The sequence below is a fragment of the Mesorhizobium sp. M0518 genome (assembly GCF_040321125.1).
GTDB lineage: Bacteria > Pseudomonadota > Alphaproteobacteria > Rhizobiales > Rhizobiaceae > Mesorhizobium.
In genome coordinates, this window is sequence record NZ_JAMYQY010000013.1 from 1 (window position 1) to 19,956 (window position 19,956).

Consider the following 19,956-nt stretch of genomic DNA (forward strand, 5'->3'; position numbering starts at 1 on the left):
CGACCTGGCATCTCAAAACACGAACAGGATGGAAACGAATCTCCATCCTGTTCGATAGGTCTTACCAGATCCTCATCCAGCCCAACTTAAGTGAACTGCATTAGGCACATGGCCGCCCTCTTGCGGTTGTGCATACGATTCTATTGCACGGTTAGCTCGGCTCGCTCGCCGGCCTTGACCGTCACGTTGCCTTCTTTGGAACTGTTGTCGGATTTCTCCGAGACGACGGCGTAGTCGCCCGCAGGGATCGCTGCCTGATACTTCTGGTCGAATGCATAGCCAAGCGACTTGCGGTTGCCGTTGATGTCCTTCTTGGCCTCGAAAATCTCGATCTTCGAGGCTCCGGGCGCGGTGATCGCCAGCACGCCGGCATTCATTGCGACCTTCAGATCCTGAAATTCGCCCACCTTGACAGTGAACGGCTGCTCGACGACGGCGAGATCAACCGTCGCAATCAACACATAGTCATCGGGTGGCAGATCGAATTTGCTGTCGGGTCCGTAGGCATAGGTCACCTCGTCCCTGGTTCCATCGATCTTCTTTTTTGCCTTGAGCACCTTGAAGCCGATGCCTGAACCGTCCGCCTTGTCGCCGCCGGCAGCATAGTAAGCATTGGCAACGACATGGCCGACACCGGCAATCATGTCCTTTTCCACGGTCTTGCCGGCAGCCAGCGGGATCGTATCGGTAGCCGCGCCCTGCCCGATCGTGACAGTCACCTTCTGGTCGCCGGCCGGCAACACGGCTTTCGTCGTCCCATAAAAGGTCGCGGGCATGTCTGCACCCGGATAATCGATGACGACAGCCGCGCCATCGACGACATCCGCCCCCGCGTTCGGTCGCGGGTGGATGATCAGCGTGCCGGCATTCAAGTTGAAGAGAGGCTTGTAGACCTGGCCTGCCTCGATCTTGACCTTCTGCTCGGTCTTCGCCTGGCCGTCACTGGCCACGACGATATAGTCGCCCGGTTCCAGATTGGCCTTGTAGGCGCCGTATTCGGTGCTGACGTAGTCGCCGCGCGTACCGTCGGGTTTCGCCTTGTAGATTTCCCAGGCGTTGCCGTCGGTGACGGGATCGCCGCCCTCGGCAAGCACTGCTATCGGCTGGAAATTGAAGTCCGGTTTGGCCGGCTCCGGTGCGGGCGCTGGCTCCGGTGCCGGAGCGGGTGCCGGTTCCGGCACCGGCGCCGCCACGGTCTCGGCAAGCGCCTCCTGCAGCGCCTTCTCGTCGGAGGCCTGGATGTATTTGCCGCCGGTGTTGTCGGCGAGGCAGGCGATCTGCTTGCCCTCGTCGGCGGTGAGGCCGAAGCCGACGACATCGGCGGTGAAGTCGACGCCGGATGCCTCGAGCTCCTTGCCAAGCGCGCAGGGGTCGCCGCCGCATGTTTCGAGCCCGTCGGTGATGAGCACGACGGTCGCCTTGTCCTCGGTGTATTTCAACGCCTCGGCCGCCTGCTTGACGGCAGCGGTCAGCGGTGTCTTGCCGAGGAATTTCAGGCTGTCGGCAGCGGCCGAAATGGCGCTGCCCGAACCTGCCTGCGGCGGCACGATCAGCTGGATGTCGTCGCAGCTGCCCTTTGCACGATGGCCATAGGCCATGAAGCCGATCTCGTCGTCGGTGGGGACCGATTGAAGCACGGTTCGAAGCGACTCGCGGGCGATTTCGAGCTTGGGCTTGCCGTCGATCTGCGCCCACATCGAGCCGGACGCATCGAGAATGATGATGACCTTGTTTGCGGCGAAGCCGAACGTCGTCATCGACAAAAGGAGGACCGCCACCGCGACACCCCGTGCAAGTCCCGCCATCGAAATCTCCTAAATCCACCCCTGATCCGGGCGGCAAGCTATTTGACGCGGCGCCGGGACACAAGTCCGGGCGCCGGTGCGTAGGGCTCCGAACCCAGCTTGACAAAGACCAGACGGCAGCCAGTTCGGCAGTGCCGGCAGTTTTTGCGATAGGAATTTTTTCTTGACTCTATGCCCTCAGCTATGGTACATTTTCGTCCATGGTGCTGATTTGCGCCGGTGACCCGCCGCTCAGGCGGGTTTTTCGTTTGATGCACCCGTCAGCCTACGCGCAGCGAAGGCACCGAAGGAACCCGTTAACCCGAAATCGCTGCCCTGGTCCGATGCGCCGGGCCGAATGCCGTACTTTCAACGGAAGCGAAGTTCAGTAGGTCGTGCGGCGCTCTTCCGAGGGCGGCCTGCCGAATTGCAGCCGGTAGCTCTGGGCGAAGTAGGAATGCGAGGTGAAGCCTGTCGCGATCGCCACGTCGAGGATCGGCATGTTGGTCTGGCGCAGCAGTTCGCGCGCCCGCTCCAGCCGCAACCGCATGTAATAACGGCCGGGCGTGACGCTGAGATGGCGCAGGAACAGGCGCTCGACCTGGCGCACCGAAAGGCCGGCGGATTTGGCCAGCTGTACCGCCGACAGCGGCTCGTCGAGGTGGTCGGCCATCAGTTCGACGATACGCCTAAGCTTCTCCGACTTGCCGGTCAGGTCGCGTTCCGGCCCGACGCGCTGACGGTCGCCGGCCGAGCGGATGCGTTCGTGCTGGAACTGGTTGGCGACGCCATTGGCGAGGTTCGAGCCGAAATCGCCGCGCACGATCTCCAGCATCAGGTCGATCGAAGTGGTGCCGCCGGCACAGGTGTAGCGCTTGCGATCGATCTCGAAGACGTTGCCGGTGCAGTTGATGTCGGGGAAGCGTTCGACGAAGCCGGCACGGTTTTCCCAATGGATGGTGCAGCGATAGCCTTCGAGCTGGCCGGCCTCGGCCAGCAGATAGGAGCCGACCGACAGGGCACCCAGCGCATTGCCGCGCCGGCCCCAGCTTCGCAAAGCCGCCAGCACCTTGCTCTTGCCGGGGAATTCCGTCGTCAGCCCAACCGAGACGAACAGGATATCGACCGGCGGCAGGTCGGCAACGGCATAGTCGATCTTGAGCGGCAGGCCGTTGGAAGCCATCACCGGATCGCCATCGGCCGACACCGTCGTCCAGCCGTAGAAGTCACGGCCGAGCAACCGGTTCGCCGACCGGAACGTATCGATCGCGGCAGCCAGCGAGAACATGGAGAACTTGTCGACCAGCAGGAATGCGAACTGCCGGCCACCTTGAACGGGGTCCGCGATGACCGGCCGTTCTGAGGGAACACTGGGGTTCGGCAAAGCTGCGGCTTTCTGGCGGGTCAGAAGGACGGCCGTTTCAATCCGGCCGCAAGGTAGGCCGAGGCTAACGTATTGGCCATCAGCATGGCAATGGTCATAGGCCCGACACCGCCAGGCACCGGCGTGATGGCGCCGGCGGCCTTGGCCGCTTCGGCATAGGCGACATCGCCGACGAGACGGGACTTGCCCTCGCCCTTTTCCGGCGCCGGAATGCGGTTGATGCCGACATCGATGACGGTGGCGCCTGGCTTGACCCAATCACCCCTGATCATCTCCGGCCTGCCGACGGCCGCGACAAGAATGTCGGCGGTGCGGGCAAGTGCCGGCAGGTCCCTGGTGCGGCTATGGGCGATGGTGACGGTGCAATTGGCGGCAAGCAGGAGGTTGGCCATCGGCTTGCCGACGATGTTGGAGCGGCCGACGACGACGGCGTTGAGACCGGACAAATCCTTACCGCGCACCCGCTCGATCAGAAGCATCGAGCCGGCCGGCGTGCAAGGCACGAAGGCTGTCTCGAGTTCACCGGTGCCGAGCTTGCCGACATTGATGAAATGGAAGCCGTCGACATCCTTTTCCGGCGCGATGGTCTGGATGATCTTGCCGGCGTCGATGTGGGCCGGCAGCGGAAGCTGCACGAGGATGCCGTTGATGGCCGGATCGGCGTTGAGGTCGCCGATGATCTTCAGCAATGCCGGTTCCGAGGTTTCGGCCGGCAGCGTGTGCTGGACGGAATGAAAGCCGCATTCCTTGGCGGTGCGCGACTTGGACGCGACATAGACCTGGCTGGCAGGATCCTCGCCGACGATGACCACGGCAAGACCGGGCTTGGGCTTGCCCTTGGCGACAAGTTCAGCCGTCAGGGACTTGACCGTCCCCACAACGTCCCCGGCAACGCTCTTGCCATCAATCACTACAGCCATGGACTACCCTCAACACCAGAATGCCCAAGCGCGTCGCTTCCGAAAGCGACGCGCTTTTCGATCTTTCACAGCGTGGCATTTTCACGAAAATTCCAACATGCAATCCCGCCAAAGCGCCGTCCCATGCCGTTTACGCGAAACCGGCATGTTTTTGTACGGCGCCTGGAAGAATTTTGTGGCTCAGAAGTAGCGGCGCCGCGCGCGGCTCTCGGTCAGTTCGCGAACCGCTTCGCGGAATTCGCGCAGGCTGGCGCGGATTTCCTCGATTGGCGCTTGCTGCTCGGCATCCTCCACGGCCCGCGACGGCTCCGCCGATTGCTGATGAGGCTGAGGCGCCTGTTGCTGCTGGAGGGGCGGTTGTGGATAGGACTCGGAAGCAGGCTGAGCCGGATCGGGCTGCTGCCCGGCGTTGGCGGCCGGCATCGATGGCAAATAGGGATAGCCCGGCGGCTGCGCGTAGCCCAATGGCTGCGCGTAGGGATAGAGCTGCGGCCCGGAATATGGCCGCTGCGTCACCATGGGAGGCGGCAGTGGCGGCTGCGCCGTCTGCTGCGGATGGCCGCCGGGCTGGAAAGGCGGCGCCGGGTATGCTGTCGCGGCCGCCTGCCGAGGCTCGAAGGCCGGCGCCGACTGGGGATAAGCGCGGTATTGCGGATCCTGCATTGGTTTCGCGTTTTCGGCAGAGGCCCATTCAACGGTATCGAACGGCTCCTCCCGGGATGGCCTGCGGGAGACGGACTTATGCAGTCTCGACAGCAAGGCACCGATCCGGCCGGGACCTTCGGCCGGCGAGACCTCGGCTTGCTGGACAGGCGGTGGCGCGGCCGGCGGTGGTGATGCAGGCGGGGGTGTCGATGGCTGCGGCGCTGGTGTTTGTGGCGGCGCCGGCGGCGCTGCCCGATATGCCTTGTCTTCGTAAGGCGTCCGGCGTTCGTCCGTGCCATGGTCGCGGCGCGAGCGCGAATTGGCGGTGTCACGCAGGCTCTCATAGGCGCCACGCATGGCTCCGAGGCCAATGCCGGAGGCAAAGCCCAGCAACAGGCCGCCGAGCGCGACCACGACCCGCGACGGCCCGTTTGCCTCGAGCGGCGCGAAGGCCTTCGAGATCACGTTGATGTTGGCTGTGTTGATGTCCTTCTGCTCGCCGGTTTCCTTGGCGCGCAGCAGATACTGTTCGTAGACGGAACGCTTGGCGGTCGCCTCGCGCTCCAGTTCGCGCATCGACACCAGGTCGCTGTTGACGTCGCCGCTGCGGACCTTCAGCTGCGCCAGGCGAGAGGCAAGGTCCTGTTCGAGCTGGACCGCGCGCTTGAGGTCGACCTGCAGCGACGAGCCTATACGGCGCAGCTCCGCGGCGATGCGGTCGCGTGCGCCGGCAATCTGGGCATTGAGCGCCTGGAGTTCGGGATGACGCGGGCCGAACCGGATGGCGGCGCGGTCAGCCTCCTGCTTGAGCGACGCATATTGCGAACGCAGATCGCTCATCGTGTTGGAGTTGATCTCCTCCGGCAAGGTGCCGGTGAGGACCGAATTGACGTCGACCGACCGCGCCGAAGCGGCCCGGGCATTCAGCTCCAGCGTGCGGGCGCGGGCAATCGACAGTTGCTCGTTGAGCTTCAGCATCTCGTCATCGCTGATGAGATGGCCCTGCGCGTCGACAAGGTCGTGCGTGGCCCTGAAATCTTCGACCTTGCGCTCGGCGGCCTCGACTCCCTTGCGCAACTCGTCAAGCCGGGCCGTCAGTTCGTCGGTGGCGCGGCCTGCGGTGTCCGACTGTATCTGGCCGAAAGTCTGCAGAAAGACATCCGTCATCGTGTTGGCGATGAGGGCCGATTTCTCGCCATTCTGCGTGGTGGCACTGACGGTGATGACGAAGGTCTTGCCGCCGCGCTCGACCGAAAGGCTCTCGGCCAGATTGCCGACAGCAAGCGCGCGGCGGCGGGCGTCGTCGACACCGCCCGGCCCGTCATTGCGGGACAGGACGGAGCGGATGAGCGACATGACGCTGAGGCCGCCGCCGCCTTGCCCATTGAATTCCGGATCATTGACCAGATTGAGCTTGTCCACGACCTTGTTGAGAACGGTGCCTGATGTCAGCACCCGGACCTGGTTCTCGACGATGGCCAGCGTTGCATCGGAAGCCACGACCGACTGGGTGAGGTCGCGATCGGTGAGCTTCAGGTCGCGTGGGTCGACGATCAGTTCGGTGGTGGCTTCGTATTTCTTCGGCGTCGACAGCGCGATGGTGATGCCGAGCGCGGCGCCCAGTATCGTCGTCGTCACGATCAGCAGCTTCGACTTGCCGACACCGCGCACGACCTGCATCGGGTCGATCAGCGGCTTCCACTGCTGGCTGTCCATGCCGTCGTTTCGGGATACCGACGCGTCGCCCGCAGCGTAAGGTTCCGATGCATGATCGGCGCGACGGGCGCCAGCGGTTTCGGCGGCACTGATTTGTGTCCGTGGCGTGGTTTGCGCGCGGTGCGGCGATGAAGCCCGCTCCTGATCCCCGTCGGTTGCGACCGGATCCGACAGTTTCGGGTTGCGCGCCTCGCGCTGCGAACGGGCGAGGCGATGACGGGTGGCGGCATCCTCGCGCCATGACGGGTCTGCCCGATCGCCTATCGAGACCAGGGAAGCGTCGGGTTCGTCGCCGCGCACAGCCTGGCCAAGCGCCAGCAATGAGCGCTCGCGCTTCCAGTCTTCGCGGTTTTCCCTGTCGACCATCGTCTGGAACTTTACCTTTGGCGACCTGCAAACGGCGATTGGCCATTCGTTAAGCCACGCTAAACAGGCATGGAAAACAAAAGGTTAATTTTCCCGCGCCGAAGCGTCGGTTTCTCGCTTCGGTTGCATCTATTTTCGACACAAGCCCAAGCTCCAGAACGGCACGTTAAGTTTTCCGGCCTAGGCTCTCCTCGAGACATGACGCAGGCCAGTGACATACCGCAAAGGCGGCCCCTCGCCCGGATCGGCAGCTTTTTGGCCGAACGACGGGGGCTGCTTCGCGACTATTTCTCGGCGATCAGCGGCGCCGGCGGGCGACTGGTGTTTTCGCTGGCCTATTTCATCGCGTTGGCCAACACGCTGTCCATTTCCGAATTCGGCATGTTCGCCACCGCGTCGGCGGCCGGTGTCATGCTGTCGCGCATCCTCGCTTTCGGGTTCATCTCGGCGCTCTACCGCACCGCCACCATCCGCCCCAATCTGATCGGCACCTTCTCCGCCGGCTTCCTGCTGCTCGGCGTGCTGTCGCTGCCGCTGCTGGCCGCGGCCTCGTTCGGCGTCTATCTGCTTTTCTTCGCCGACACCGTGCCGCTGTCGGTGTTTGCGGCAATCGTCTTTGCCGAAGCGCTGTTGTGGCGGCCGGTCGAGGTAGCACTGATCGTCAACAACGGCCTGGGCAAATTCGGCCGCGCCGCGCTGCTGGCCATCCTGGCGACCGCGCTGCGGGCAGTCGGCGCGGTGCTGTTCATGTTCTCAGCACAACACAGCGTCTGGATATGGTCTTGGTTCTATATCGGCGCCAATGCCGCCTCGCTGCTGATTGCCTTCGGCTTCTTCTACCCGCGCCAGAGGCTGCGGCTGCGGGTCGCTCTGTATCTTCGGCGATTGGCCGATTCCATCTATGTGGCCGGCGCCGAAGTGCTGTTCTACCTGCAGATGGAGTTCGACAAGCTGCTGGTGCTGGCGATCGGCGGCCCGCATCTGGCTGGCATCTACGCCATCATCATGCGGCTGGTAGACCTGACGGCCATTCCGATCCGCACCTTCTCGATGATGCTGGTGCAGCGCATGATGCGCGCACCGGAACTGTTGTCACGGCTGGCGGTCAAGAGCGGCATCGAAGGCGGTGTGTTCGCGGTCTCCACGGCAGCGCTGCTGACGCTTGGCATCGTGCTGCACTTCTTCCCCAACGCACTCGGCAAGAATGTCGCCGAGGCTGCCCCGCTGGTGGTGCTGGCGATCTGCGTGCCGGGACTGCGCAATCTTGTCGAATACCAGGCCGAACTTTTGTTCGCGCGCGGCCAGACGCTGGTACGGGCGCTCAATCTCGGCCTGCTCGCCGCGCTGAAGGCACTGTTGCTGACCTATGTGCTGACGACCATCCTCGACACGCCGAATCTGGTGCTATCGCTCAATGTCGTCTTCCTGCTTCTGTATCTCGCCTCGGCGCTGCTCACCTATTCGGCGATGCGCAAGCCGGCCAAACCCGTCTAGGACTTTCTTTGCACCTGATCTTTTCCAAAAACCGGTTCCCGCTTTTCGGGATGCTCTAATCCAACCCAATCAGTCGGCGGATGCGGCCGATATCGGTGCCGATGAAGGATTGCATGCCGATCGCCACCTGCTCCGGCGCCATGGCGGCAACGAAGCGGCGGAACTCGTCATCCGAAAGCGCTTCGCCGGTCCAGTGGACGCGGCAGAATTCTTCCGAACCGTGGAAGTGGCCGGCGCCCTCCAGCAGATCGTCGACATAGCGGCCGTAGATCATGCATTCGGAGAATTTGCGCGCCGAGCCGACGACCTCGATCCAGTCGCGGCCATGGACCTTCTCGATCTCGGCGCACATGGCCAGCACGGTGTCGCGCCGCCAGGCGATCAGCGTCGAGATATAGTCATGGATCGACGTCCGGGACGGGTCGATGCCGAGTGCCGATCCCGCATTGCGCGACCAGATGCGATGCTCCTCATGACCTTCGTCCGCCAGGACACCGTCGCGGCGAAACAGGCGCACCTTGCCGTCGCGCCAGAAGGCGCCGCAGTCGAAAGGTTTGAGGAAAGCGACGTCTGAATCGCAGAAGATGAGCACGTCTTGAGATGCATGCGCCGATATGGCGATGCGGCGCAATTGCTGTACATGCCAGCCGCGCAGCGGCTGAGTCTTCAGGCTGAGCCAGACGCGCCGGCGAAACAGGCTGAGCGGATCGTCGAAGGCGTGCAGCCAGCGCGGCAGCAATTCACGCTCGTCGACGACCGTGCGGCGGCCGGTTTCCAATTGGCGAAACAGACTGACGTCGCGATGTTCGACCAGGATGTAATGGTGCGCCGCGCCCGAAACGTGGCGATCAAGTGTCTCGCACAGCAGGCGGCAGCGCTCGAAGTCGGGCGCGTAGCTTGCCGTCACGATTGCCGCCGTCGGTGTCTGCCGCAGCGGGCTTGGCTCGACAGCGGCACCTGGCACGAACCTGCTGTTCACTTGATATCCCTCGCAGCTTCGGGCGCAAGCGAGAATTTCTGCCTAAGGACGCGCAGCAGGAACAGCGGATTGCCGACCACATAACGGCGCCACAGGCGGCTCGGTTCGACAGCCAACCGGAACAGCCATTCGAGCCGCAGCCGGCGCATCCACAAGGGCGCGCGGGGCACCGCGCCGCTCAGGAAATCAAGCAACGCGCCGACCGCGATCGGCAGCGTGCAATGGCGCGCGTCGATATGGCGTTCGATCCACAATTCCTGGCGCGGCACGCCCATGGCGACGAGCAGCACGTCGGGCCGAAGCGCGGCAATCCGGTCGACGATTTCCTGCTCCTGCGAAGCAGGGAAATAGCCGTCATGGATCACCACGAATTTGTGCTGCACCGCCAATGCGGCCAGCTTGACCGACGCCGCTTCGGCATTGACGCGCGTCGCGCCGAGCAGGCCGACGGTGAGCGGCGTCGTCGAGGCCTGCAGGAAGGCCGGGACGAAATCGGTACCGTTGAGATTGTCGGGAAATGGCGCCCCGTAGAGGAGTCTCGCCGCCAGATCGATACCGATGCCGTCGGGCAGGATGAGGAAATCATCGAGTGCCTCGGCGAACACCGGGTCGGTATAGGCGATGTTGGCGTTGTGGGCGTTGAGGAAACTGACCTTGGTGAAGCGCCGCTCGGCAATCAACCGGTTCAGCAGGGCGATGGCATCGTTCCAGCGGACCGCAACCACCGGGATGCCAAGGATCGTCTTCAGCGTGTCGAGCCCGAACGCGGCGCGGGCGGAATGCATGTTCACGCAAATGCCTCCTGCCTGACGGGTGCGAGCTTTTCGAGGCCGAGCCGGATGGCAGCGTCGAGCGCCTTGACCTGCGAGCCCCGGAACGCGCTGCCGTCAACGTCGCGGATGTCGGCCGCCGCAGCCTCGAGTGCCCTGGCGAAGGCGACGGGATCGTCGGTGACGACGCAGTTGGCCGGACGGTGGTCGATGCCGCGCAGCGAACGGCTGGTGGCGACGGAAGGCAGGCCGAGCTCGAAGGTTTCGATTGTCTTCAACTGGACGCCGCTGCCGGCGGTGCTGATCAGCGGGATGACGGCAGCGCCACGCACGAAAGCCTGCGCGTCGGGCACGCGGCCGACAAATTCAACACCCGGATGCTTCGACGTGACGCCCGAAGGCATGTGGCCGGCGATGCGGATGCGAAAGTCGAGCCGCAGATGCGGCACGACCTTGCCCAGGAACCAGTCGAGGCCGATGCGGTTCGGCTGCCAGGTCCAGGTGCCGATCAGGGCGGCGTCGCAGTCGATGCGGCGCGGGCCTTTCAGGGTCGGCGCGTGGGCACCGGTCACCAGCGGCAGCACCGCCGAGCGGTCGTGCGAGGCGACACCGAGGGCGGTGCGGTCTTCTTCGGCCAGGGTGAAGACGAAGCGCGCCCGGCGGCAGAGACGGTCTTCGATGGTCTTGAGCAGCCTCGCCTCGCGGCGAAACAGCAGGCGCTGGAAGAGGCTGCCGGCGGCAGCGGCATTCTCCCGCGCCGAAAGATGCTCGACATTGTGGGCAACGAAGATCGAAGGCCGGTCGGTGAACAGTTTTTCGAAGGCACCGGCGAACTGCACGGAATTCAAGACATAGCCATCAACCGGTCCAGCGCGCTCAATGGCAGCGAGAACATCGCTGTCGGACACGGCGCGCAGCTTGGCCGAGGCGAAGGTGAGGCCCGAAAGCAGCGCCTTGCCGACCCAGGCCAGCTTTTGCCGCGCGGAGGCATTGTCCGTGCGCACGTCGATGGCACCCAGAACCACGGTGTTTTCGGGGTCGGCCGCGGGTTTTCCCGGCCAGGTGAAGCCGATGACGGTTACGCGCGCGCCAGCGCGCCGCAAGGCAGCGATGATCGCAGCGTTGGCGATCTCGTAGCCCGAGGCGAGAGCGCCGTCAGGCACGATCGATGTGGCGAACAGCAGATGCATCTCACCTATCCTGTGGTGTAGCCGGTAGCAAAGTGCGGTGAACCCTTGATTAAGCCAGCACATTCGACGGCCGAAAGTCCCTGTCTGGCGGGCTTCTCCGTGGAAGGTGATTAACGAAACCTTATCAACCGTGGTGCTACCAGAGCCCAACTCACCATGTGGCTGGACGCGGATGATCCCTTTGCCATCGGACGGTTCGGTATCGATCGCTGGACGCACGCCGCGGCTCGACGTCGAGGCCGTCGAAGCCGTCGTCACCTTGCCGACCTTCAAGCGCCCCGAGCAGGTGCTGGAAACGCTGGCGTCGCTGCGCGCGCAGCAAACCGGCAGGCGCTTTGCCGTGATCGTCATGGAAAACGAAGCCGAGGCGCGGGCCGGCGCCAAGGCAGCGCTGCCGCTGTTCGAGCGGGGCGAAATGTCGGGCTTAGCGATCATCGCGCATGAGCGCGGCAATTGCAGCGCCTACAATGCCGGCTGGCAGACGGCCATCCTGCAATTCCCGAACTTCAGGCATCTGCTGGTCATCGACGATGACGAGATCGCCGATCCGCAATGGCTGGAACGGATGTGCCAGGCTGCCGAAACGCTTGGCGCCGATATTGTCGGCGGCCCGCAGGTGCCCATGTTTGCCGACCCTGCCCATGCGCGATGGGCCGAGCATCCGGTGTTCGCGCCGCCTTATCGGGAAACCGGGCGCGTGCCTGCGCTCTATTCGTCCGGCAATCTTCTGGTCGGGCGCAACGTGCTGATCGCCATGGGTCCGCCCTTTCTCGATCTCAGATTCAACTTCATGGGCGGCGGCGATTCCGACTTTCTCAGCCGGTCGGCGCAAAAGGGCTTTGTTCTGGGTTGGTGCGCCGAGGCCAAGGTGCTGGAAACCGTTCCGGCGCGGCGTATCGAAGCCGACTGGATCCGTGCCCGCAGCCTGCGCAACGGCGTGATCTCGACACTGGTCGAAAAGAAGAAGCGTGCCGGCACGCCAATGGCCGGCGCCAAAGTGTTGCTGAAGAGCCTGGCACTGCTTGCCGCTTCGCCCTTTCGCGGCCTGATCCGGCTGGCGCGGACCGGATCGCCTGATATCGCCATCTACCCCGTCCATGTGGCGCTGGGCCGCGTGCTGGCCGAATTCGGATATGCCAATGAGCAATACCGCCAGCCTGAGAAAAACTGAGCACGCGCCGCTCAGCGCCGCGTTCACGCGCGAAGGCGTGGCCACCGCCATTGCCGCGCTGCTGTTCACCGTCATCATGGTGTCCTTCCGGCCGTTCCAGCCGGGCGGCGCAGAACTTACCGGTCAAGGCGGCGACATCGTCAACCAGCTTGGCTTCGGCTCGCTCGGCGCCATGTCGATCTTCTCGCTGATGGCCTTTGCCGATCCGCGCGTCGTGCGCTCGCTGCTCAGCCCATCCTGGGTGCTGATGCTGGGCTTCTTTTTCCTGTCGGTGGTCCTGTCGACCGATCCGCCTTCGGCGATGCGCGCCGCCTCCTTCACCCTGATCGGCATCCTGACGATGGCGACGATCCTGGTGCTGCCGCGCGACGCCGAAGCCTTCTCGAAGGTGATCATCTTCACCGCCGTCGTGGTCATGGGCCTTTCCTATCTCGGCCTCATCGTCTTTCCGCACGAGGCGATGCACACCGCCGACTCGCAGGAGCCCGAGCATGCCGGCCTGTGGCGCGGCGTGTTTACCCACAAGAACATCGCCGGGCCGATCATGGCCTGCCTCAGCTTCGCAGGCCTCTATCTCTACCGGCGCGGACAGCGCTACTGGGGCGCCGGGATCTTCCTCGCAGCAATGATCTTCATGCTGCACACCGGCTCCAAGACGACCGCCGGCCTGGTGCCGTTCTCGATCCTGATCGTGATGTTCCCGAGCCTGATAGGCATGCGGCTCGGCACGCCGATCCTGTTTTCGCTGGCGATCGTCGCGACAGCGGTCGGCACGCTGGGCATCGTCTTCCTGCCGCCTGTAAAACATCTGGCGGCGATCTATTTCCCCGGCATGACCTATACCGGCCGCACGACGCTGTGGGAGTTCGCCGGCAGCATGCTGGCGAAGAAGCCATGGACCGGCTACGGCTATGAGAGCTTCTGGGGCACGCCGCTGCTGCTCAACCAGGATCAGCCTTTCGACCGGCCGTGGGACATCAGGACCATCGTGCACGGCCATGACGGCTATCTCGACATCGCCGTGCTGATGGGCATTCCGGCACTGTGCGTGGCGGTCTACACTTTCCTCATCGCGCCGCTGCGCGACTACATGCGCATTCCGTTGCGCAGGGAAAACATCTTTCTCGGCGACTTCTTCATGATGGTGGTGCTGTTCACGGCGCTGAACGCCTTCCTCGAAAGCTTCTTCTTCCATCGCGGCGACCCGGTCTGGCTGTTCTTCGTGCTCGGCGTGCTTGGCCTCAGGCAAGTGTCGCTGCGGCCAATCGCGGTACGCGATCCCGATCGTGGCTCGCGATCCTGACAGGGCTTCCCCAGGGAAGCGCCAGCGTCTATGTGATGGCTTCCTTCGGAGGGCTTTCGATGACGATCAGACTTGTTCTCGCCGGCTGCGGCAATATGGGCTACGCCATGCTCTCGGGCTGGCTGAAATCCGGCAAGCTTGCGCCGTCGGCGGTCTTCGTGGTCGAGCCCAATGCCGATCTGCGCAATCGCGCGGCAGCGCTGGGCTGCGCGACATCAGCCGATGCCGATGGCATACCGGCCGATGCCGTGCCCGATCTCGTCGTCATCGCGGTGAAGCCGCAAGTGATCCGCAACGTGATTGCCGCCTACAAGCGCTTCGGCGACGGCCGCACCACCTTCGTCAGCATCGCCGCCGGCACGCCTGCCGCCACCTTCGAGGAAATCCTCGGCAACCGCGCGCCGGTCGTGCGCTGCATGCCCAACACGCCCGCGGCGATCGGCAAGGGGATGATGGTGGTGTTCTCCAACAGACTGGTGTCCGACGATACCAAGCGTTTCGTCGCCGACCTTTTGTCGGCGAGCGGCGAAGTGGCCACCATCGACGACGAGGGCTTGATGGATGCGGTGACCGCCGTGTCCGGATCGGGGCCGGCCTATATCTTCCATTTCATCGAGGCGCTGACCGTGGCCGCCGAGAAGGCCGGGCTGCCAGCCAAAACCGCCAAGCTGCTCGCCATGCAGACCGTCTACGGCGCTGCCTCGCTTGCCGCAGAAAGCAGCGAAGAGCCGGGCGTGCTGCGCCAGCAGGTGACCAGCCCCAAAGGGACGACGGCCGCGGCGCTGGAGGTGCTGATGGGCGAGGACCGGCTGACAAATCTGCTGACGCAGGCGGTGGAGGCGGCGCGGTTGCGGTCTGTCGAGCTGGGGAAATAATCCTCAGCTTGCCCCGTACAGCATCTCGTCCTGCAGCCGGCGCAAGGCGAACAGCCTCGTCGTCTGGTCGGGCGATGCATTGTCTGACGTCAGCAACTCACCTTTCCTGACCGGTTTCAGCACCTTGCCGCCCTCGAGCAGGCCGACCGGCACAGCGCGCCGGGCGCGGGCTTCGCCGACGGTCATGGTCCAGGAGCGGTAGCAGGTCTCGCCGATCGCATCGAAGGTCTCGCCGGCGGCAAGGTCGCGCTTGGCGACGGCGCACACTTCGGCCACCGGCCTCGGCAACGGCACCATGTCGGGCTTGCCGAAAAGCACGATGCGGGCGGCGGTCAGCGGCACCTCCAGCGACGTCAGATGATAGGGCCGGAACAGGCTGTAATAGGGGCCGTGGCCGATATGCAGATCGTCCATGCGCTCGATGATGCGCGGATGCGTCGCCTCGACGATGACGAAGACGCCAGGCGCGACGCCTTTGCCGACCGTGTAGTCGACGACGCCTTTCTTCAACAGCAGACCGCCATCCTCGCGCGGAATGAGCACCTTGGCGAGGTCGTCGCGGTCGGCCTTGGGGCCGTGCATGCCGGGCACATCGGGCACCAGCCCGGTGGCGTTGGCGATGGCGCACATCTCGACCATGGTCTTGGAGCCGTCGACGAACTCGACCAGCATGCGCGGGTTCATGTTGCGGCGGATCGCTTCGGCGCGATAGTCGTCCGGCACGGCATCGTGGTTGAGCGGGTTGTTCTTGCCCTTGCCGGCCGAGACGATGGTCAGCCCGAGTGCCGACGCAAACTCGATCAGTTCCATGCAGCTCGACGGCTCGTCGCCCGCACCCACCGAATAGACGACGCCAAGCCGGTCGGCCTGCTGCTTCAGATAGCAACCGATGGTGACGTCGGCCTCGACGTTCATCATCACAAGATGCTTGCCGTGCTCCATCGCCATGAGGTCGAAGTCGGCGGCGACACCCGGCTTGCCGGTGGCGTCGATGACGACGTCGATCAGCGGATTGGTGACCAGCATCTCGTTCGAGGTGATGGCGATCTTGCCGCTCTCGATGGCGCCGGTGACTTTCGACGCGGTGTCGGCTTCGACCGCCATGGCTTCATCGCCATAGGCGATGCGGATGGCATCGCGCGCGGTGTGCGGGCGGCGCGTCGAGACGGCGCAGATCGAAATGCCTGGCATCAGCATGCCTTGCGTGACCAGATCGGTGCCCATTTCGCCCGAGCCGATGACACCAATGCGCACCGGGCGGCCTTCGGCGGCACGCCTGGCGAGATCACGGGCAAGGCCGGTCAGGGCGACGTTGATCATGCAGGAATGTCCACAGCTTCGTGATTTGGGATCGGATAGCAGGGAACGGGTTCTATTTGCCAACGAAACCCGGTCGCGACCGGCAATTTCCACGAAATCGTCTCGGAAGGGACGTCCTTCGGGGCTCGATTGGCCGAAGCGCAACCAATTGACATCGCAGCGAACAACCCCAATAAAACATTCGTTTGTCAACAAAGGCAAATGTTCACCGACGCGACAGTCGGGAAGCATTCGCCTCTGGCGCAAATTGGGGAGTGTCTTTGCGCCACGGCGTCAAAGGCTGGATGGAGCATCATTGCGAGGCGTCGAGCGAAGGCTCGCGGCTCCAGGGGAGGAAAAATGGATACTGTTCTCGCGGGCCTCAAAGGGGCCATCGATACGCTTGGCCCGACGATCCTGCTGCCAATTGTCATTTTCATCATCGCCGTGGCTCTGGGCGCCAAGGTCAGCAAGGCTTTTCGCGCCGCCGTCACCATCGGCGTCGCCTTCATCGGCATCAATCTGGTGCTTGGCCTGATGTTCACGTCGATTGGCGATGTCGCCAAGGCCATCGTCACCAACACCGGCATTCATCGCGACATCATCGATGTCGGCTGGCCCTCCGCGGCCGCGATCGCCTTCGGCTCGTCGGTCGGCCTCTGGGTCATTCCGGTCGGCATCCTGGTCAATATCGTGCTGTTGCTGACACGCATGACGCGCACGCTCAATGTCGACGTCTGGAATTTCTGGCACTTTGCCTTTGTCGGCTCGCTGGTGGTCGCCGCAACCGACAATCTGGCCTATGGCATCGCGGTCGCAGCACTTGTCGCAGCACTCTCGCTGCTGTTCGCCGACTGGTCCGCGCGCGCGGTACAGCAGTTCTACGGCGTGCCCGGCATTTCGGTGCCGCATCTCGCCTCGGCACAGATTCTGCCGATCGCCATTGTGCTCAACTGGATCATGGACCGCATTCCCGGGATCAACCGCATCAACATCAACACGGACACGATCGAGCGCAGGTTCGGCGTGTTCGGCGAACCTGTCGTGATGGGCCTGATCATCGGCCTCGTGCTTGGTGCGATCGCCTTCTACAATGCGGGTGATCTCAGTGTGGTGCTGGCAAAGGTTCTGGGCACCGGCATGACGCTGGCCGCGGTGATGCTGCTGCTGCCGCGGATGGTCAAGATCCTGATGGAGGGGCTGATCCCCGTTTCCGACGCCGCACAGGCGTTCGTGCGCAAGCGCACCGGTGACCGAGAGCTTCTCGTTGGTCTTGATTCGGCGATCCTGATCGGCCATCCGGCCGCGATCTCGTCGTCGCTGATCCTTGTGCCGATCGCGATCATCCTGTCCATCATACTGCCGGGCAACCGCGTCATCCTGTTCGCCGACCTCGCGGTCATCCCCTTCATCGTCGCGATGACCGCGCCGCTGGTCAAAGGCAACGTGTTCCGCATGGTGGTGATCGGCACGGTGACGCTGGCCATCGGCTTCTACGTCGCCAACGCGCTGGCGCCGCTGTTCACAAGCGCTGCTGTCGCATCGGGCTTCAAGTTGCCGGCGGACGCGCTGCAGATCACCTCGGTGGTCGACGGCTTCCTGTGGGTGCCTTACGTGGTCATCGAGGCGATCCAGGGGATGGGGCTTGTCGGCATCATCGTGATCGCGGTGGTCATCGCGGCATTGTTTGTCCTCTACCGCCGCAATCCGCTCGGCTGGGAGCGGGCCGCGGGCGCCGAGGACGAGCCGGCCGAAGAGACGGCCTGACCTGATAGCGTCCACCCTTTAAACCGATCGTGCGCCCTTTCCGGGGCGCACGATTTCATCGACGGAGCAAAGAATGTCCGACGGCCTCATGCAGCTTCTGGACCCCGACGCGATCGTGCTCGGATCCGATGCCTCGACCAATGAGGAGATCATCCGCATCCTGGCGGGCCGGCTGGAGAGACTTGGCTATGTCAAAAGCAGCTATGCCGACGCGGTCGTGCGCCGCGAATTGACCATCCCGACCGGACTGCCGCTGGAACGCTCCGACAATGTCGCGGTGCCGCACACCGATCCGGAGCATGTGCTGAAGCCTGGCATCGCGATGGGCACATTGAAGCAACCAGTCACCTTCGCCAACATGGAGGATCCCGACGAGATGCTGCCGGTCGGCTTCGTCTTCCTGCTTGCCATCAACGACAAGGACAAGCAGATTGAGGCGCTGCAGGCCGTCATGGCCACCATCCAGAACCCGCAAGCCTTGGATGATTTGAGGTCGGCCAGAACCCTCGAAGACGTGCGAGCCGTACTCGGCTGAAACAAGGAGAAGCAGAGATGTCCAGACAGAAAACCATTCTCTTTGCCTGCGGCACGGGCATCGCCACCTCGACCGCGGTCAATGTCGCCGTCACCGAGGAAATGAAGAAACGCGGCCTCACCTTCAACGCCCAGCAGGCAAAGGCCACCGAAGTGCCTGGACTGGCCGACAATGTCGACTTCATCGTCGCAACCACACCGATCTCCGCTTCGGTGACCAAGCCGGTGATCAAGGGCCTCGCCTTCCTCACCGGCATCGGCAAGGACAAGGTGCTGGACGAGATCGAGGCGCAGTTGCGCAAATGACGGCACAGACGCTACGCGCAGGCTGACGCGGCTTCACACCACCCTGACATAGCTCGTCATTCCCGATTTCTGGTGCTCGATGATATGGCAGTGCAGCAGCCAATCGCCGGGATTGTCGGCGACGAAGCCGAGCTGAACCTTCTCGTTGGGCTGGATGAGATAGGTGTCGGAAATCGCAGGCTGAACCTGGCGCGTCGAGGATGACAGCACCTTGAAGCTCATGCCGTGCAGATGCATCGGATGGGATTGCGGCGTCAGGTTCTCCATGTCGATGACGTAGCTTTGGCCAAGCTTCAGTTCGGCCAGAGGCGCGGTCGGATCCTTGGTGTCGCCGGGCCACGGCACTTTGTTGATGGCCCAGAAACTGTAGCCAAGCGAACCGCAGATGCCATCGCTCGGGACGTTTTCCGCCGTGGCGCTCAGTGCCAGGGAAATATGCCTGGCGCTGGCGAGATCCACTTCCGCCACCGGATTGAGCTCCAGCGGCGCGAGATCGCGAATGTCCCGTTTGAGCGAGTTTCCAGTCGCACGCAGGGTCGCCAGGATTTTTGGCTTGGTGCCCCTGACGTCCCTCAAGCTGACGATCGCACCTTCCTCGTCGGGCATGCGTATGGCCAGCTCCATGCGCTGGCCGGGTCCAAGCAGCAAGGCATCGGGCGAAAAACGTTCAGGCACCGGATTGCCGTCGAGCGCCATGACACTCGCCTCCGCACCGTCGACGCGAAAAGCGTAGATGCGCGTGACGTCGGTGATGGCGACCCTGAGCCGCACCAGCCCTCCCGCCGGCGCGTCATATTGCGGCTGATCCAGCCAATTGGCGGTGCGCACCGTGCCGTAAGTGCCGGTTCTCGCGGCATCGCGCGGCCGGAACTGGTCGATGAACTGACCGTCGTCGCCGAGGCGCCAGTCGCGCAGGTTGAGGACGATTTCGGCATCGAATTTCGGGTCGTTGGGATTCTCGACCACGATCACGCCGGTCAGGCCATGGCCCATCTGCTCCAGTGTGTTGCAATGCGGGTGGTACCAGAAGGTGCCGGCGTCGGGCGGCGTGAAGGCGTAGTCGAAATGATCGCCGGTATAGACGTAGGGCTGGACCAGGAACGGCACGCCGTCCATCTTGTTTGGAACGCGAATGCCGTGCCAGTGGATCGTCGTCGGATCGTCGATCGCGTTGACAAGGCGTGCAGCGAAGGGCTCGCCCTTTTTCATTCTGAGCACGGGCGGCATTCCGGCGTTACCATAGGTCAGCACATCCCTGGTCTGGCCGACATCCATCAGCTTCGCCTGGATCTTTGCCGTCTGCAAAACCACCGGCTCAGTTGTGGCAGCTGCCAAGCCGCCAAGCCGACCCATGGCCGAAAGCCCGACCCCGCCCGCGCCGGCTATCGCTGCCGTTTTCAAAAGCCTGCGGCGTGTGAGTAAGGTCATTCGGCGCTCCAACTGCAAAGGCGAC

16 protein-coding genes are annotated in these 19,956 nt (G+C 63.6%); 7 read left to right on the forward strand and 9 right to left on the reverse strand.

Features of this window, described 5'->3' with window-relative positions:
* Positions 1 to 140: 140 nt before the first annotated feature.
* The 4 genes from NKI66_RS19245 to NKI66_RS19260 all read right to left on the reverse strand — a co-directional run bounded on the left by NKI66_RS19245 (position 141) and on the right by NKI66_RS19260 (position 6,815).
* Positions 141 to 1,805 (reverse strand): vWA domain-containing protein, encoded by a 1,665-nt coding sequence (locus NKI66_RS19245; RefSeq protein ID WP_352752574.1) that lies wholly within the window; start codon positions 1,803 to 1,805, stop codon positions 141 to 143.
* Between the two features lie 364 nt (positions 1,806 to 2,169).
* On the reverse strand, positions 2,170 to 3,168 hold the full coding sequence (locus NKI66_RS19250; protein WP_032908654.1) for a GlxA family transcriptional regulator: 999 nt from the start codon (positions 3,166 to 3,168) through the stop codon (positions 2,170 to 2,172).
* 20 nt (positions 3,169 to 3,188) lie between these two features.
* Complete coding sequence (gene folD / locus NKI66_RS19255) at positions 3,189 to 4,088, reverse strand: bifunctional methylenetetrahydrofolate dehydrogenase/methenyltetrahydrofolate cyclohydrolase FolD (protein ID WP_128302655.1); 900 nt, start codon at positions 4,086 to 4,088, stop codon at positions 3,189 to 3,191.
* 180 nt (positions 4,089 to 4,268) lie between these two features.
* On the reverse strand, positions 4,269 to 6,815 hold the full coding sequence (locus tag NKI66_RS19260; RefSeq protein ID WP_352752576.1) for a GumC family protein: 2,547 nt from the start codon (positions 6,813 to 6,815) through the stop codon (positions 4,269 to 4,271).
* A 198-nt stretch (positions 6,816 to 7,013) separates the two neighbouring features.
* On the opposite strand from NKI66_RS19260, the gene NKI66_RS19265 reads away from it, so the two are divergent.
* Positions 7,014 to 8,309 (forward strand): lipopolysaccharide biosynthesis protein, encoded by a 1,296-nt coding sequence (locus NKI66_RS19265; RefSeq protein ID WP_352752578.1) that lies wholly within the window; start codon positions 7,014 to 7,016, stop codon positions 8,307 to 8,309.
* A gap of 55 nt (positions 8,310 to 8,364) precedes the next feature.
* Here the strand turns inward: NKI66_RS19265 and NKI66_RS19270 are convergent, their stop codons facing one another.
* The 3 genes from NKI66_RS19270 to NKI66_RS19280 are packed head-to-tail and all read right to left on the reverse strand — an operon-like array spanning position 8,365 to position 11,248.
* Entirely contained in the window at positions 8,365 to 9,288 is a 924-nt protein-coding gene (locus tag NKI66_RS19270) for a DUF6492 family protein (RefSeq protein ID WP_352752580.1), read from the reverse strand.
* The gene (locus NKI66_RS19275) at positions 9,285 to 10,079 is read right to left on the reverse strand and encodes a WecB/TagA/CpsF family glycosyltransferase (protein ID WP_352441052.1); all 795 of its coding nucleotides are present in this window, start codon (positions 10,077 to 10,079) and stop codon (positions 9,285 to 9,287) included. Before NKI66_RS19275 ends, NKI66_RS19270 begins: the two co-directional genes overlap by 4 nt.
* A complete protein-coding gene (locus tag NKI66_RS19280; RefSeq protein WP_352441053.1) occupies positions 10,076 to 11,248 on the reverse strand; it encodes a glycosyltransferase family 4 protein in 1,173 nt (390 codons plus the stop codon). Before NKI66_RS19280 ends, NKI66_RS19275 begins: the two co-directional genes overlap by 4 nt.
* A 172-nt stretch (positions 11,249 to 11,420) precedes the next feature.
* Between NKI66_RS19280 and NKI66_RS19285 the strand changes: the two genes are divergently transcribed.
* The 3 genes from NKI66_RS19285 to proC are packed head-to-tail and all read left to right on the forward strand — an operon-like array spanning position 11,421 to position 14,597.
* Entirely contained in the window at positions 11,421 to 12,419 is a 999-nt protein-coding gene (locus tag NKI66_RS19285) for a glycosyltransferase family 2 protein (protein ID WP_352441054.1), read from the forward strand.
* On the forward strand, positions 12,388 to 13,722 hold the full coding sequence (locus tag NKI66_RS19290; protein WP_352752582.1) for an O-antigen ligase family protein: 1,335 nt from the start codon (positions 12,388 to 12,390) through the stop codon (positions 13,720 to 13,722). The genes NKI66_RS19285 and NKI66_RS19290 overlap by 32 nt, the downstream gene beginning before the upstream one ends.
* A gap of 59 nt (positions 13,723 to 13,781) precedes the next feature.
* Positions 13,782 to 14,597 carry a pyrroline-5-carboxylate reductase gene (gene proC, locus NKI66_RS19295; RefSeq protein ID WP_023809199.1) on the forward strand — a complete coding sequence of 272 codons (816 nt, stop codon included), beginning with the start codon at positions 13,782 to 13,784 and terminating at the stop codon, positions 14,595 to 14,597.
* 3 nt (positions 14,598 to 14,600) lie between these two features.
* On the opposite strand, the gene NKI66_RS19300 is transcribed toward proC, so the two are convergent.
* Complete coding sequence (locus NKI66_RS19300) at positions 14,601 to 15,917, reverse strand: NAD(P)H-dependent oxidoreductase (protein ID WP_352752584.1); 1,317 nt, start codon at positions 15,915 to 15,917, stop codon at positions 14,601 to 14,603.
* 339 nt (positions 15,918 to 16,256) lie between these two features.
* Here NKI66_RS19300 and NKI66_RS19305 point away from each other — a divergent pair, with 339 nt between their 5' ends.
* The 3 genes from NKI66_RS19305 to NKI66_RS19315 all read left to right on the forward strand — a co-directional run bounded on the left by NKI66_RS19305 (position 16,257) and on the right by NKI66_RS19315 (position 18,503).
* On the forward strand, positions 16,257 to 17,663 hold the full coding sequence (locus tag NKI66_RS19305) for a PTS galactitol transporter subunit IIC (protein WP_128302666.1): 1,407 nt from the start codon (positions 16,257 to 16,259) through the stop codon (positions 17,661 to 17,663).
* Between the two features lie 73 nt (positions 17,664 to 17,736).
* Complete coding sequence (locus NKI66_RS19310) at positions 17,737 to 18,198, forward strand: PTS sugar transporter subunit IIA (protein WP_127267974.1); 462 nt, start codon at positions 17,737 to 17,739, stop codon at positions 18,196 to 18,198.
* Positions 18,199 to 18,215: 17 nt separating this feature from the next.
* The gene (locus NKI66_RS19315) at positions 18,216 to 18,503 is read left to right on the forward strand and encodes a PTS sugar transporter subunit IIB (RefSeq protein WP_023809203.1); all 288 of its coding nucleotides are present in this window, start codon (positions 18,216 to 18,218) and stop codon (positions 18,501 to 18,503) included.
* Between the two features lie 33 nt (positions 18,504 to 18,536).
* Here the strand turns inward: NKI66_RS19315 and NKI66_RS19320 are convergent, their stop codons facing one another.
* A complete protein-coding gene (locus NKI66_RS19320) occupies positions 18,537 to 19,931 on the reverse strand; it encodes a multicopper oxidase family protein (protein ID WP_128302668.1) in 1,395 nt (464 codons plus the stop codon).
* Positions 19,932 to 19,956 lie beyond the last annotated feature (25 nt).